12 protein-coding genes and 1 pseudogene are annotated in these 15,536 nt (G+C 28.5%); 9 read left to right on the plus strand and 4 right to left on the minus strand.

Annotated features, from left to right (window positions below):
- Nucleotides 1–4: 4 nt before the first annotated feature.
- The 4 genes from BHYOB78_RS05540 to BHYOB78_RS05555 are packed head-to-tail and all read left to right on the plus strand — an operon-like array spanning nucleotide 5 to nucleotide 5,344.
- Entirely contained in the window at nucleotides 5–1,393 is a 1,389-nt protein-coding gene (locus BHYOB78_RS05540) for a TldD/PmbA family protein (RefSeq protein WP_020063453.1), read from the plus strand.
- Nucleotides 1,394–2,758 carry a TldD/PmbA family protein gene (locus BHYOB78_RS05545; protein ID WP_020063454.1) on the plus strand — a complete coding sequence of 455 codons (1,365 nt, stop codon included), beginning with the start codon at nucleotides 1,394–1,396 and terminating at the stop codon, nucleotides 2,756–2,758.
- Between the two features lie 51 nt (nucleotides 2,759–2,809).
- Nucleotides 2,810–3,991, plus strand: coding sequence for a two-component system sensor histidine kinase NtrB (locus BHYOB78_RS05550; RefSeq protein WP_012669822.1), 1,182 nt, complete (start codon nucleotides 2,810–2,812; stop codon nucleotides 3,989–3,991).
- 3 nt (nucleotides 3,992–3,994) lie between these two features.
- Nucleotides 3,995–5,344 carry a sigma-54-dependent transcriptional regulator gene (locus tag BHYOB78_RS05555; RefSeq protein WP_012669823.1) on the plus strand — a complete coding sequence of 450 codons (1,350 nt, stop codon included), beginning with the start codon at nucleotides 3,995–3,997 and terminating at the stop codon, nucleotides 5,342–5,344.
- Nucleotides 5,345–5,410: 66 nt separating this feature from the next.
- Here the strand turns inward: BHYOB78_RS05555 and BHYOB78_RS05560 are convergent, their stop codons facing one another.
- Nucleotides 5,411–5,875, minus strand: coding sequence for a PTS sugar transporter subunit IIA (locus BHYOB78_RS05560; RefSeq protein ID WP_012669824.1), 465 nt, complete (start codon nucleotides 5,873–5,875; stop codon nucleotides 5,411–5,413).
- Between the two features lie 276 nt (nucleotides 5,876–6,151).
- On the opposite strand from BHYOB78_RS05560, the pseudogene nagE reads away from it, so the two are divergent.
- Both nagE and BHYOB78_RS05570 read left to right on the plus strand, forming a co-directional pair.
- Nucleotides 6,152–7,612: pseudogene (nagE, locus tag BHYOB78_RS13880) on the plus strand (N-acetylglucosamine-specific PTS transporter subunit IIBC).
- Nucleotides 7,613–7,735: 123 nt separating this feature from the next.
- Nucleotides 7,736–8,722 carry a PTS sugar transporter subunit IIB gene (locus BHYOB78_RS05570; protein WP_012669826.1) on the plus strand — a complete coding sequence of 329 codons (987 nt, stop codon included), beginning with the start codon at nucleotides 7,736–7,738 and terminating at the stop codon, nucleotides 8,720–8,722.
- Nucleotides 8,723–8,793: 71 nt separating this feature from the next.
- Here the strand turns inward: BHYOB78_RS05570 and BHYOB78_RS05575 are convergent, their stop codons facing one another.
- Nucleotides 8,794–9,771, minus strand: a complete 978-nt coding sequence (locus BHYOB78_RS05575) for a tRNA dihydrouridine synthase (protein ID WP_020063455.1) — start codon at nucleotides 9,769–9,771, stop codon at nucleotides 8,794–8,796.
- A gap of 155 nt (nucleotides 9,772–9,926) precedes the next feature.
- Between BHYOB78_RS05575 and BHYOB78_RS05580 the strand changes: the two genes are divergently transcribed.
- The 3 genes from BHYOB78_RS05580 (at nucleotide 9,927) to BHYOB78_RS05590 (ending at nucleotide 14,430) form a co-directional block, all read left to right on the plus strand.
- Nucleotides 9,927–11,702 carry a GAF domain-containing SpoIIE family protein phosphatase gene (locus tag BHYOB78_RS05580; protein ID WP_020063456.1) on the plus strand — a complete coding sequence of 592 codons (1,776 nt, stop codon included), beginning with the start codon at nucleotides 9,927–9,929 and terminating at the stop codon, nucleotides 11,700–11,702.
- A gap of 93 nt (nucleotides 11,703–11,795) precedes the next feature.
- Nucleotides 11,796–12,794, plus strand: a complete 999-nt coding sequence (locus BHYOB78_RS05585; RefSeq protein WP_020063457.1) for a hypothetical protein — start codon at nucleotides 11,796–11,798, stop codon at nucleotides 12,792–12,794.
- A gap of 145 nt (nucleotides 12,795–12,939) precedes the next feature.
- Nucleotides 12,940–14,430 carry a hypothetical protein gene (locus tag BHYOB78_RS05590; RefSeq protein ID WP_020063458.1) on the plus strand — a complete coding sequence of 497 codons (1,491 nt, stop codon included), beginning with the start codon at nucleotides 12,940–12,942 and terminating at the stop codon, nucleotides 14,428–14,430.
- A gap of 101 nt (nucleotides 14,431–14,531) precedes the next feature.
- Here the strand turns inward: BHYOB78_RS05590 and BHYOB78_RS05595 are convergent, their stop codons facing one another.
- Both BHYOB78_RS05595 and BHYOB78_RS05600 read right to left on the minus strand, forming a co-directional pair.
- Entirely contained in the window at nucleotides 14,532–14,978 is a 447-nt protein-coding gene (locus BHYOB78_RS05595; protein ID WP_020063459.1) for a (R)-mandelonitrile lyase, read from the minus strand.
- A gap of 30 nt (nucleotides 14,979–15,008) precedes the next feature.
- Nucleotides 15,009–15,512: a flavodoxin gene (locus tag BHYOB78_RS05600; RefSeq protein WP_020063460.1), complete on the minus strand. Its 504-nt coding sequence runs from the start codon at nucleotides 15,510–15,512 to the stop codon at nucleotides 15,009–15,011.
- Between the last annotated feature and the right edge of the window lie 24 nt (nucleotides 15,513–15,536).

Below are 15,536 nucleotides of genomic sequence, written 5' to 3' on the forward strand. Positions count from 1 at the left end.
AGAAATGAAATATTTTAATTTTGATGAAAATTTTTTGCATACTGTTTTAGAAGAAGCTTTAAAAAATGGCGGGGAGTATGCTGATTTATTTTTTGAAGATACTAAAGTTAATTCTATAAGTTATTTAGATTCAAAAGTTGATGATATGAGTCTTGGCAATAATTATGGTGTTGGATTAAGAATTATAGTTAATAAAAAAACAATATATTTATATTCTAATGATACAAGCAATAACAGTTTGATTAATTTGGCAAAATCAGCTGCTTCTATTGTAAATGATAAAAAGTATATAGTTAAAGATTTTATTCAGTCAAAAGAAAAAGATAATCACCCATTACATATAAATCCTTTCGATATAAATTTTGATGAGAAGATAGAAGTTCTTTCGTATTTAGATAAAACATCAAGAGGAGTATCAGATAAAATAAAACAAGTTAATGCTATGTATTCAGAAAAGCAAAGAAATATTTTAGTATGTGCAAGTAATGGAATATTGAAAGAAGATTCTCAAACATATATAAGACTTATTATGATGGCTATGGCTAGCGATGGAACAAATACTCAAACAGCACGCAGAACAAAAGGAGCATTAGACGGATTTCAAGTGATAAAAGATATTAATTTAGAAGATATGGCAATAGATACTGCTAATTCAGCTATAAAGATGCTCAATTCCAAATATCCTAAATCCGGAAAATATCCTGTTGTAATAGATAATGCATTCGGCGGAGTAATATTCCATGAAGCTTGCGGACATGCTTTGGAAGCTACATCAGTTGCGGATAATGCCAGCGTATTCTGCAATAAATTGGGAGAGAAAATTGCTTCCGATGTTGTTACCGCTGTAGATGATGGAACTATTAAAAATGCTTGGGGCAGCTACAATATTGATGATGAAGGTAATGAGGCACAAAGAACAGTTTTAATAGAGAATGGTATATTAAAAAGCTATTTAGTTGATGAGCTTGGTTCTATGAAGATGAATCAGAAAATAACAGGAAGTGCCAGAAGAGAAAATTATAAATATCCTCCTACTTCAAGAATGAGAAACACATTTATAGATAAAGGCAATGCTAGTTTTGATGAGCTTATATCGGGAATAGAATATGGACTTTATGCTAAAAAAATGGGAGGCGGTTCAGTTGATCCTGCTACAACAGATTATAACTTTGCCGTTTCTGAAGGTTATTTAATAGAGAATGGAAAAATTACTGAACCTGTAAGAGGTGCTACACTTATAGGACGCGGAGATGAAACACTTATGAATATTGAGGCTGTTTCATCAAATTTAGAATTGGCTGATGGTCTGTGCGGAAGTATTTCAGGTTCTGTTCCTACTACCGTTGGGCAGCCTGCTATTAAAGTTAAAGAGCTTACTGTGGGAGGAAGATAAATGTCAGAAAATAGTTTTATGAATAGAATGGATAGAATAAAAGAAATATATAATGATGTAAAAAATAAGGCAAAAGATATTGATGAAATAGAAATTTATATGTCAGTAAGCGGAGAAGAGGAGTTTACTGTAAGAGAAAAAGATTTAGATAAATATACTTATGCTGAATCTGGAGGAATAGGTTTAAGATTAATTAAAGATGGCAAAGTTGGAATAAGTTTTACAGAGAAAATAAGCTCTGATATAAATATAGATGATCTTATTAATAATGCAAAAACTTCATTACATTATGCTGACTCTGAACCTGAATATAATAAACTTATAGATAAAGATGATGATGAAAAAAGTTATGATATGATTAATAAAGATATAGTTAATCTGTCTAATGATAAACTTAAAGAAATTTCATTATCAATAGAAGATAAATTATATTCTCTTGATAATAGAATTGTAAATGTACCATCTGCAGGATTAGCCAGATATAATTTTACTAAATGTATAGTTAATAGTAATGGTATATGCAAAGAAGAGAAGAAAAATAGCATAGCATATTATGGTGAAGTAATAGCAAAAGAAAATGATATAGTAAAAACTTTTTTTGATGTTTATTCTTCAACAGATGCTGTTTTTGATATTGATTCTTTTACCAAAAATATAGTTGATAATGTTGTAAATAAATTATCTGCAAAGCCTATAGAAAGCGGAAAATATAAAACTGTATTTACAAATAAAGCTATGAGAATAATTATAGGCGCTTATTTAGGTTTATTTTCTTCAGAAGCAGTTCAGAAAAAATTATCACTTCTTCAGGGAAAATTGAATCAGAAAATAGCAAGCAGTATTATAAACATTAAAGATGTTCCTATTTATGATAAAGGATTAGCAAATACAAATTTTGACGGAGAAGGTTCTAAAACTAAAGATTTAAATATAATAACTAACGGAGTTTTAAATAGCTATCTTTATAATAATTATACAGCCAAAAAAGACGGTATAAAAACAACTTCTCATGCTTCAAGAGGATTCAAAACTTCAATAGGAATATCTTGTCATAATTTTATTTTGGAGAATGGAAATAATACTCAGGAAGAATTGATTTCCCAAATTCAAAATGGAGTATTAGTAAATTCTCTAACCGGAACTCATGCAGGAGTAAATGCTATAAGCGGAGATTTTTCTTTACAGGCAGAAGGCATAAAAATAGAAAATGGAAAATTATCATATACAGCAAATCCTTTCATTGTTTCAGGTAATATATTAGATCTTTTAAGCAATGTAGAAATGCTTGCCAATGATACTGATTATCATCATTCATCTATATATGCACCTAGTGCTTTGATTAAAGAACTTTCATTTGCTTCATAATTTTTATTTATAGTATTGAAGTTTTTTTTTATTTTTAATATACTTTATAAAATGAATAGAAGAAATCAGTTTTTTGATAAAATTTTGCAGAATTTCGATAAAGTTTCTGATAATGAAAAGAAGAAAGTTTTTAAAAGGCTGTCTACTCTTTGGTATTCTCAAAATATTATTATAGAAAATCTTGAAGAGGGTATAATAGCAATAGATGAAAAAAATGCTATACAAGGAATAAATAAAAAAGCCTGCTTTCTCTTTTCAATACCTAGAAACTCTGAAGGAAAAGCTCTTTCAAAATATATGTCATCAACTGATATAGGAAGATCTATATTAGAACTTATAAGGGATAATATTTCAGATACAAAATTATTAAAAGACGATGAAAATGAAAGGATACTTCAGATAAATATACTTCCTATAGGAGACAGCGGAAGAATAATAGGAACGCTCATAAAAGCATTCGATATCACTAAAACCTATGAAAGTGCTCAGAAACTTAAAAGAGCCGAACAATTAGCTTCTCTTACAACTCTTGCTGCAGGAGTAGCTCATGAAATAAAAAATCCTTTAGGTTCTATTTCTATATATGTACAGCTTATAGATAAGATAATAAAAAAGAATATGGATAATGAATGCCAATGCTATAAAGATTTTAAAGAGTATTCTGATATTATCAAAGAAGAAATAAGCAGGCTTGAAGAGACTATTAATTCATTTTTATTTTCTGTTCGTAAATTGGAACTTAATATTGAAGATGTTAATATTAATGAGCTTATTTTATCTACTATAGCATTTTTGAAATATGAGATAGAAAAAAATAATGTTAATATTGATATTAAATTTGACAAAGATAATCTTATATTAAAATTAGATGAGAAATATATAAAGCAGTCTTTAATTAACATAATACAGAATGCTATAGATGCTATGAGTGATAATGCAGATGATAAAAAGAAAGAAATTTTTATAAAACTTAAAACCGTTGATAATTATGCAGTGATAAGTATAAAAGACACGGGTAGTGGAATAAAAGAAGAATCTCTTGGCAAAATATTCGAGCCTTATTTTACAACTAAAAGACATGGAACAGGACTCGGACTTACAAATGTAGTTCGTATAGTAGAAGCACATAATGGAAATGTAACTATAGAAAGCGAATATGGAAAGGGAAGTGAGTTTATCATAAAACTGCCTTTACAGCAGGAAAATCAAAAATTTTTAGAAACGGATTTATAAATTATGCCTAAGATATTAGTAATAGATGATGAAAAAAACATAAGAGATGGTATTAAAAAGTCATTGGAATTTGAGGGTTATGAAGTTGTAACTGCAGAGAATGGAGAAAAGGGTATAGAAGCTGTTTATAAAGGCGGAATTGATTTAGTTATAACTGATTTAAAAATGCCTGAAAAAACAGGAGAGGAATTTTTAAAAGATATTTTAGATTTTGATAAGCATATACCTGTTATAGTGTTAACGGGGCATGGGAATGTTGAGACTGCAGTTGAAATGATGAGGCTTGGTGCTTATGATTTTATGACAAAACCTTTCAATCTTGATAAAATGCTCCTTATAATAGCAAGGGCTTTAGAAAGTAAAAATATAAAGAAAGCTAATGAAACACTTGAAAGCAGAGTGGATTATCATGAAAGTTTTTATGGTATGATAGGGCATAGTCCTAAAATATTAAAAGTGTATGAGGCAATAAAGCAGGTGGCAAGAACTAAAGCTACAGTATTGATAGAAGGTGAGAGCGGAACAGGTAAGGAATTAGTTGCAAGTGCTATTCATCAAATATCCGACAGAGCTAAGCAGCCTTATATAACTGTAAACTGTGCGGCACTTTCAGAGGGTGTTTTGGAAAGCGAATTATTCGGACATGAGAAAGGTTCTTTTACAGGAGCTATTGATAAAAAAATTGGAAGATTTGAAGCTGCTAATAAAGGTACTATATTTTTAGATGAGATAGGTGAGATTAATCAGATTGTACAAGTTAAGTTATTGAGAGTATTAGAAGAAAGGGTCATAGAAAGGGTAGGTTCTAATACTCCTATTGATGTTGATATAAGAGTAATTGCTGCCACAAACAAGAAATTATCAGAGGAAATAAAAGAAGGTAAATTCAGAGAAGATTTATATTATAGACTTAATGTAATAAAAATAGAAATGCCTCCTCTTAGAGAGAGAAGAGAAGATATACCTCTTTTGATAGATAATTTTATAAAAGAGTTTTCTAAAGTTCATTCTATAGAAATAAAATCAGTTGATAAGAAAGTGTATAAAATATTATCTTCATTGCAATGGGAAGGAAATGTAAGAGAACTTAGAAACACTATAGAAACTATGGTGGTTATGTGTAAAGACGGTAAAATTGATGAGAGCAATATACCTGATTGGGCTTTGAAAAATAGCGAAAGTAATTTTGTAGTTGAAAATGATGTTACATTAGAAGAACTTGAAAGAATGTATATTAATCATTTGCTTAGCAATAATAATTTCAATAAGGCTCAGGTTGCTAAAATACTTGGAATTGAAAGAGCTACTCTTTATAGAAAATTGAAAGAGGATAATAAAGATATTAAAGAATAAAAAAGAGGAGCTTTTTATTTCTCCTCTAATATTTATTATATATTCAAAATAAATATATTTTATTCGTTATTTTACAACAGTCATTATAGTATCTTCTAAAGAAACTTCCCTAGGAGCTGTTTTAGTTAACGATTTTAATTCAGAAAAATTAGGTATTATAACAGGAGAAGTAATATCATATTCTTTTTCTACCTCTTCTTTATCAAATTCTATAAGCAATGTACCTACTTTAACTTTATCACCTTCTTTAACATGTGCTTTGAAATGTTTACCTTTTAATTTTACAGTATCCATTCCAATGTGTATAAGTATTTCTATACCTTTAGAAGACAAGCCTATAGCATGATTGCTATCAACCATTGTTATAACTTCTCCGTCAATAGGAGAGTACACTTTTCCTTCATCTGGTATAATAGCCATTCCGTCACCAAGTGCTTTTGTAGAGAAAGCTTCATCTTTTACTTCTGTAACATCCACTAATTTACCTTTTATAGGGCTTTTTACTTCAATTTTCTTAGAGAATAATCCCATATAAATACCTCCGCTAAATAACTTTGTTTTTATTTTATCACAAATGTTTATAAAGTAAATAACTTTATTCTAAAAAATATTATAATAGTTTTTATGTGTGATTATTGTAATATTATACGTATAAATTTTAGTTTTTATTTCCATAAACTGTAAAAAGCAGTAAAAAAAGAATGAATAAATTGTATAATACTTGATAATATAATAAATAAGTATTATACTATGTAATATAAGTAAAAAATATAATTTTTTTATTTTTTTAATTTTTATGGAGGATATATGTTTAATTATCTACAAAGAATAGGTAAGTCCCTAATGGTTCCGGTTGCTGTATTACCTGCAGCAGCTATTCTATTGGGTATCGGTTATTGGATTGACCCAAATGGATGGGGCGGCGGAAGTCCTGTTGCAGCTTTCTTCATTAAAGCTGGAGGATCTATTATAGACAATATGCCTATACTTTTCGCTATTGGTGTTGCTTTCGGTATGTCCAAAGATAGAAATGGTTCTGCTGCTTTAGCTGGTCTTGTTGCTTTTCTTGTTGTAACAACTCTTTTAGCTCCTGCTACAGTTGGTATGATTCAAAGCAAAGCTGTTGAAGATGTTCCTGCTGGTTTTGCTAAAATCAATAACCAATTTATAGGTATATTATGAGGAGTTATTGCAGGAGGTTTATATAATAAATTTTCTGAAATAAAATTGCCTGAATTTTTGGCATTCTTCAGCGGAAGAAGATTCGTACCAATAATTACATCTGTAGTTATGATGGTGGTATCTTTTATTTTAATGGTTATTTGGCCTGCAATTTATGGCGGTTTAGTAGCATTTGGTGAAGCTATAATAGGTCTTGGTCCTATAGGAGCAGGTATTTATGGTTTCTTCAATAGATTATTAATCCCTGTTGGTTTACACCATGCACTTAACTCAGTATTCTGGTTCGACGTTGCTGGTATTAATGATATACCTAATTTCTTAGGCGGTCAGGCTTCTATAGATGCCGGCACAGCTACAATAGGTGTTACTGGTATGTATCAGGCTGGTTTCTTCCCTATTATGATGTTCGGACTTTTAGGTGCTTGTTTAGCATTCATTAAAAATGCTAAGCCTCAAAATAGAAACAAAATTAAATCTATAATGTTAGCTGCTGGTTTTGCTAGCTTCTTTACTGGCGTTACTGAACCTATAGAATTCTCATTTATGTTCGTAGCTCCTGTATTATATGTAATACATGCATTATTAACTTGTATTTCTTTAATCATTTCTGCTAGCTTTAAATGGATGGCTGGATTCGGATTCTCTGCTGGTTTAATAGACTTACTTCTTTCTACTAAAAACCCATTAGCTTGTAATTGGTATATGCTTATTATACAAGGTTTAGTATTCTTTGTATTATATTTTGTTATATTCAATTTTGCTATACAGAAATTCAATCTTAAAACTCCTGGTAGAGAAGATGATGATGAGGCAGAAGTAGAAATTACTGTTTCAGGCGATGCTTCTTATGCAGAAAAAGCATTAATGCTTCTTCCTTTGCTTGGCGGTATAGAAAATATAGTTGATATTGATAACTGCGCAACTAGATTAAGATTAGAAGTAAAAGATAATACAATAATACAGGCTGCTGAAATTAAAAAAATATTCCCTGGTGTATTAACTCCTGGAAAAACTTCTGTACAAGTAATTGTAGGACCTAAAGTACAATTCTTAGCAGATGAATTTAAGAAAGTAGCTAAAAAATAATTATTTATATAATTTATGATATGATAGCCTGCAATACTATTAAATATTGCAGGCTATTTTTGTAGAAATAAAATAAATATTATGTTAGTATTTATGTATATACTAGCATAATGAGGTTTAATAATGGAATCAAATAAAAAAGATGTTAAATTTATACTTCCTTTAAGTTTATTAGGAGGAAGGGAAAATATAGTAAAAGTAAATAATTGTGCAACTAGATTAAGATTGGAAGTAAAAGATACTAGTAAAGTGAATATTGATGAAATAAAAAAGTATTATCCTGCTGTGCAAAAAATAAGTGATACAGAGATTCATATAGTAGTAGGTACAGATGCAAGCGAACTTGCTGAATCTTTAAAAAGAATAATAGCTTTTGATTATGATCCTTCTAGTATGGCTATGACTCTTATTCCTTTGCTTGGAGGCAGAGAAAATATAGTAAAAGTAAATAATTGTGCTACTAGAGTTAGACTTGAAGTTGTGAATGCTGATAAAGTTAATGAAGAGAAATATTATCCTGTAATACAGAAAATAAGTGTTACAGAGGTTCATGTATTAGTAGGCACTAAGGCTTCTGAGGTTGCTAATGAATTATCAAAGATTTTAAATATCTCTGATAATAATACAAATACAAACTATTCTTATAGAGCTTGGCTTCTTTTTCCTATGCTTGGAGGAATAGAAAATGTTGTAAAAATAAATAATTGTGCTACTAGATTAAGACTTGAATTAAAAGATGTTAATAAAGTAAATATTGAAGAAATAAAGAAATATTATCCTGCTGTACAGAAAATAAGTGATACAGAGCTTCATATAGTAATTGGTACGGATGCAAGTTTATTTGCTGATGCTTTTAGAAATATATTTGAAAGTCATAAATTGAAAACTGCTTTAATTCTTCCATTGGTTGGGGGTATAGATAATATAACTAAAGTAAATAATTGTGCTACTAGATTAAGATTAGAAATAAAAGATATTAATAAAGTTGATGTTGAAAGTATAAAGAAATATTATCCTGCTGTTGAAAAAATAGATGATAAGGAGCTGCATATAGTTGTTGGTATTGATGCTAATGAACTTGCTAATGAATTCAAAAAATTTGTAATTTAAAATAAAATAATAATAAGAGGGTATTAATAAATACTCTCTTATTATTTATTAATATAAAAAATCATTTTTTATTATTCTGTTATAATATTATCCAATATTTTAAATAGTTCTTCTTTATTTTCGCATTTCATAAGTTCTATTTTATTTTCCATTCTATAGCCTGTTAAATATTTCATAATAAATTTACGCATAAAATGAATTCCGCTTACTTCTCCGTAAAGTTCGCAGCATCCGTTAATATGTTCTTTTATTATGTTTTTTAAATTGTCTTTTTCATCTATTTTATTATTATATTCATCATTATCTTCAAATATAGTATTAAGTTCTGTAAATATCCAAGGATTTCCAATAGCACCTCTTCCTACCATTATTCCATCTACTTTAGATATATCAAATGCCTTTACAGCATCTTCTTTACTTTTTATATCACCATTTCCTATTAAAATATAATCTTCACCTAATGCTTCTTTTATTTTTGCTATTGCTTCCCAATCTGCAGTTCCTCTATACATATCGCTTGCATATCTGCCATGCAAAGTTAAAAAGCATGCTCCGTTTTCTTTCATAGCCAAAGCTCTTTCTATTTCACTGCCTTCGCCTCTTTTTAGTCCCAATCTTATTTTTACACTTACAGGTAAAGGAGACACGCTTTTTACAGCATTTAATACGGAAATCATTTTATCAGTATCTTCTAAAAGTCCGGCACCCCCATTATTTTTTACTACTTTTTTAGTAGGGCATCCCATATTAATATCTATAAAAGAAAAACCGCTTAAATCTGTTATTTCTATAGCCCTTTTATAATCATCTTCATTTGCTCCGAATAACTGAAGTGATATAGGATATTCATCTTCTTTATGTTCCATATATCTATAAGTTTTTTTTACTTGTCTTGCCAAAGCAGCGGCACTTACTAATTCTGTTACTAAGAGTCCGGCTCCAAATTTTCTTGATAATCTTCTAAATACATAATCAGTATATCCTGCCATAGGGGCTAAGAAGAACCTTGAGGGTATATTTACGCCTTCTATTAATATATTTCTTTTCATATTTTCCTTAAATTATATGCATTAAAATTTTGATATAATATAAACAATTAATTAAAAAACTTCAAGGGTATAAAAAGATTAAATATATGTTGACTATAAAATACTCTATGATATAATAAAATAGTGTATACTAACTAATATATTAGAGGTACTTTGTGGATATATATGATATAGTCGATGATCCGGAAAAACAATTAGAAGTATTTTCTGGAATTATTAAAAGAATGAATGCTAGTAATGATCATGATGAAACTTTAATTACTATTATATCTGAAATAAAAACTATAATGTATACAGATTCTATACTATTATATTTAGTAGATCAAGAATTATATAATTTGCATTATGAAATGTCCATAGGACCTCTAGGAAGCAAATTTTTTGGAAATATTATAGACTGTGAAAAACCTTTGGCTGTAAGAGCATATACTACATCATGCTCTTTATATTCTAATGATCCTCAGGAAGATTCTGCTTTCATACCTATGAAAGAGGTTTTGGGAGAGGATTTAAAAAATATATTATTTGTGCCTTTAAAAGTAAGAAAGAAAAATATAGGTTCTTTATTCTTAATTAATAAGAAGAATGGTAAATTTATAGAAAAAGATACTGTTGTAATGTCATTATTTGCTAATATTGTTTCTTTAGCTTTAGTTAATAAAATGGTATATGACAGAGCTCAATCTAGAGCTTATGAGGTTGGAGCCTTATATCAGATGTCAATATCTATTAATAAATGCGAAACTATTGAAGAAATACTTAATGATAATATTAGTATAGTCTGCGAGGCATTTGAAGTACATAGAGTTTCTGTAATATTGAAAGAGAATGGAGTTTTCAAATTTAAAGCAGGAATTGGTATTGATGAAAATGTACTTAAATATGGTGTTGTAACAGTTGATGATAATGTTCTTGCTGAAGTTCTTCGTACTGGTAAGCCTGTTTATTCTATTGATGTAGACAGAGATATTAGATTCAGACCTAATAAAAATCTTAGATATACTAGAAATAGTTTTATGGTTGCTCCTATAGTTGGAAAAGATGAGATTATAGGATTCCTTTCTGCAACTGAGAGAAATATAAATAAAGCATTTAATTTAAGCAATTTATCTCTTTTAGAAATGCTTGCTCAGCAGATAGGTGAAAACTATATGCATGTACTTTTATCTGAGGAGTCAAAAATAAAAGAATCTTTAACAGAGGAAATTAACTTTACAGAACAGCTTCAAAAAAGCGTACTTCCTAAAGAATTCCCTAGTAATGGATTATTTGATATTGCTGCTGTAAGTATACCTAGTAAGAATGTAGGCGGTGATTTTTACGATTACATAAAAATAAGTGATACTAAATACGGACTTGTTATTGCTGATGTATCAGGTAAAGGATTAGGGGCAGGATTCTTTATGACTATGACTCGTTCTATACTTAGAGTATATTTCTCTGAGATGGACGATCCTTCTAAAATATTAGAATCTACTAATAAGCATATATATAAAGATTCTAATAATGGTATGTTTGTTACTTGTTTCTTGCTTGTTATTGACACAGAAAATAAAACTATTACATATTCTAATGCAGGTCATTTGCCTCAGTTCTTAATAAAGAAATATTCAATTAGCACTTTAGATTCTATACATGAAATGCATACTCATGGAAAGCCTTTAGGATTTATTGAAAATGCTACTTATCAAAATAAACAAATTTCTTATTCTAGTTCTGATACTATTATATTATTTACAGACGGAATAACAGAAACATTCAATAAATCTGAAGAAGAATACGGAGAGGAAAGATTAAAATCTCTTCTTAAGAATGATTATGACAACGCTAAAGAATTAGTTGATGATATAGTAAATGAAACAGTTTCATTTAGAGGAAAAACTCCTCAATTTGATGATATTACTCTTTTAGTTGCAAGATTATTAAATTGATTGTTATTACATTTTTATAAATTTAATATGTTTTTCTTGAAATAAATACGGCTTTATGGTATATTGGATTAATATTCTATAAAGGATTTTCTTATGAAAAAAATATTTTTATTAATCACGATTATGTCTTTAATTATAATTCAATGCGGTAATAAAACAGATACTCAAACTACTTCTGCTAATACAAATGAAGCAGTACAGTCAAATAATACTATACCAGCAACAAAAATATTATCTCAAGCAGATACAGCATTTTTAGAGAAAGTAAAAAATAAAATAGTAATAGACAGAAATTCTCAATATACTTTCAAAGAGAATGGAGATATAGAATATGTATTTGAGAGCGGAGATTATAGAGAAGATAAAAATTATATATTTGAATCTTCAAAAGACGGAACTAATGCTTATTATTATGAAACTTATAATATACAGGATAAATACAAAGAAGGACCAAGCAATATAGCTACAAATTATGAAGGCTTTTCTGTAATAAATGGAATTCTTTATGAGGATAATTATGAAGGTTATGAAGGCGATCCTATTGAAACTATAATGGTTAAATGGGAAAAAGAAAATTATTATTCTAATTACTATTACAGAGAAGTAAAAGAAAATCCTAACTTCGATAATTTCCCTTATGAGAATAAAGCCGATGTAACTTTCGATAACTATAATAGAATATCAAGAGGTGTATTAATATCAAAATCAGATTATAAACTTGAAGAAGTAGGGGATATTAGCATGTATAATTTTGATAATGTATATACAAATGGTTATAATGCATCTATTGAATTAAAGAAAAATGATGACGGAACATTCTATTTCTATGCTATTAATATAACTACAGATGAAAACGGACAAACAGTAACTAATATTCAAAGCACAGATGTTAGTAAAATGGTATTATCAGAAAATCAGTATGTTGAGCCTTATTGTGAAATATTTGACGATTCTATTCAGTATGGAGAAGTTTACGGTGCTGATGGTACATATATAATAGATATAACTCCTATAAGTTCTGATGCTTTAATTTTAGTTGAAAATAATGGAAGCTATGGATTTAGCGGAGTTTTTAAAAAGCAGTCTAATTAATTTTTATTTAGTTTTAAATTTTAAGGCTTTATCAATGACTATATTGATAGAGCCTTTTTATTTTATATAAAGAATCAATAATACTTATATTGAAATAAATACATCTATATAGTATACTTATTTTAATAATATAAAAGGAAAAACTATGAAGAAAATATTTGCACTCATTACAATAATGTCTTTAATAATAATTCAATGCGGTAATAAAACTGATAATCAAACTACTTCTAATAACAATGTTAATACAAATGAAACAGTACAGTCAAATGAAACTATACCAGTAACAAAAATATTATCACAGGAAGATGCTGCATTTTTGGATAAGGTAAAGAATAAAATAATTATAAGCGGTATGGCTAAATACACTTTCAAAGATAACGGGGATATAGAATATGTATATGATTCTGGAAGTTATAGAGAAGATAAAAATTATATTTTTGAATCTTCAAAAGACGGAACTAATGCTTATTATTATGAACTTTATAATATACAAGATAAGTACGAAGAAGGACCAAGTAATATAGCTACAAATTATAAAGGCTTTTCTGTAAAAAATGGAATTCTTTATGAGGATAATTATCAAGGTTATGAAAGTGATCCTAATGAAACTATAATAACTAAATGGGAAAAAGAAAATTATTATTCTAATTATTATTACAGAGAAGTAAAAGAAAATCCTAACTTCGATAATTTCCCTTATGAGAATAAGGCTGATGTAACTTTTGAAGCGTATAATGAAAGACAAGAAGGTATATTAATATTAGAATCAGAGTATAGACCAGAAGAAGTAGGTAATATTAATACTTATAATTTTAACGGTATATATTCAAATAATAATTCTTCTATAGAATTAAATAAAAATAATGATGAAACTTTCTATTTATATGCTATTAACATAACTACAGATGAAAACGGACAAACAGTAACTAATATTCAAAGTACAGATGTTAGTAAAATGATATTACAAGAAAATCAGTATGTTGAGCCTCATTGCGGTATAGGTTCTCATACTTTAGATTATGAAGAGACTGTAGGAATGGATGGAGGTTATATTATATCTATTCATCCTATAAATGCTGATACTATTATGGTAACAGAGCCTAACGGAAGCTATGGATTTACCGGCATATATAAAAAAGCTTCTGAAATAGCGGATGCTGTAGATGCCAATGATAAAAGCACTAAAGAAAAAGCATATTATAATGCTTGCAGATGGTATGCTGAAAATTACAGTGAATTAAGTGATATTTTTAATAAAATTGTAGATTTTGATTTTGAGGGCGGCGGATATTATGAGATTAATATGGAGAATGTATATCTCTATATAGCTAAATTTAAAAATTCTGGATATTTTTCTGACAATTATATTAAAAATTTAGAAAATAGTTTTGAAGAAATAAAAAATAATTTGGAAGAAAATAAACAAAATGATGGATCTGTTGAGGGTATGGAAGCAGACTGGTTTTTAGCTACACAGGAAATTGATTATTATCTTAATATTATAACTAATGAAATGAATCTTGAAGATATAGTACCTTATGGAGATGAAGGAGATTCTTTATGCATAAGTAATGAAGCAGGAGAGTCTGTTATTTTAGAGGTTAAAAAATATGGTAATGAATGGTTAATTGAATAATAAATATTGTATAGAAAGTTATTTACTATAAATATGCAGTAAAATTATTATGAGTGTCTTATTTATAAAAGGCACTCATAATTTTTTAACACTTTTATTAATTACTTATTCTTTTTATAAGCATTATACTCTTCATCAGTAACATGTTCTAACCAAGTAACATTGTTTCCGTCTTTATCTCCTGTAATAGCAATATGCTTCATTCTGCAGTCAGGCGAAGCACCATGCCAATGTTTTTTATCTTTAGGACAGTAAAGAGCCTCTCCAGCATGAAACTCTAAAACTTCTCCGCCTTCTTCCTGAGTAAGTCCTATACCTTCAACTACAATTAAATGCTGTCCGCAAGGATGAGTATGCCATGCAGTTCTTGCACCTGCTTCAAATGTTACATAAGCTACAGAGAAATGAGAATCTTCATTAGGCTCTGTAATAATTTCTACTTCAACATCTCCTGTAAAATATTCTTTTGCTCCTTTAAATTTTTTTCCTTCTCCGTTTTTTATAAATACAGTTTTTTCTGGTGATTTTGGATATTGATAATCTGACATTTTATTTCTCCTTTTTATTATTTTATTACATCATTTTATTTTTACAAATATATCTTTAATCCATTTCTTTATTTCATTTTCAGCACTTGAAGCAGAACTTCCATATACACTCAATATTTTAGCTACTTGTTTAGATTTTGATTCCTTTTCTATATCCCTTTTAATGCTTCCAGAACCTCCGCCTCCGTGCGTACAGAAAGGCATTATTATTTTATTAGAAAAGTCAAAACTATTCAAGAATGTATTTACCGGAGGTGCCATAGTATTCCACCAATTTGGGCTTCCTACAAATATAACATCATAATCATCTATGCTTTTTATATTGTTTTTTAATTTTGGTTTATGATTACTGTTTATATCTTTTTTAGCCTCATTTAAAACTGTGTTGTAACTTGATGAATACGGCTTTTCTGGTTCTGTATAAAAAAAGTCTGTTTCAGCATTTGGAAATTCTGATTTTATAACTTTTCCTATAAACTCCGCAAGTTTTTTAGTGTTTGATGAATGTGAATAATATGCTATCAATGCTTTCATTCTAAACTCCTATTATATATTAAC

Origin of the sequence: Brachyspira hyodysenteriae ATCC 27164, from assembly GCF_001676785.2 — a bacterium.
In the GTDB taxonomy this organism is placed as follows: domain Bacteria; phylum Spirochaetota; class Brachyspiria; order Brachyspirales; family Brachyspiraceae; genus Brachyspira; species Brachyspira hyodysenteriae.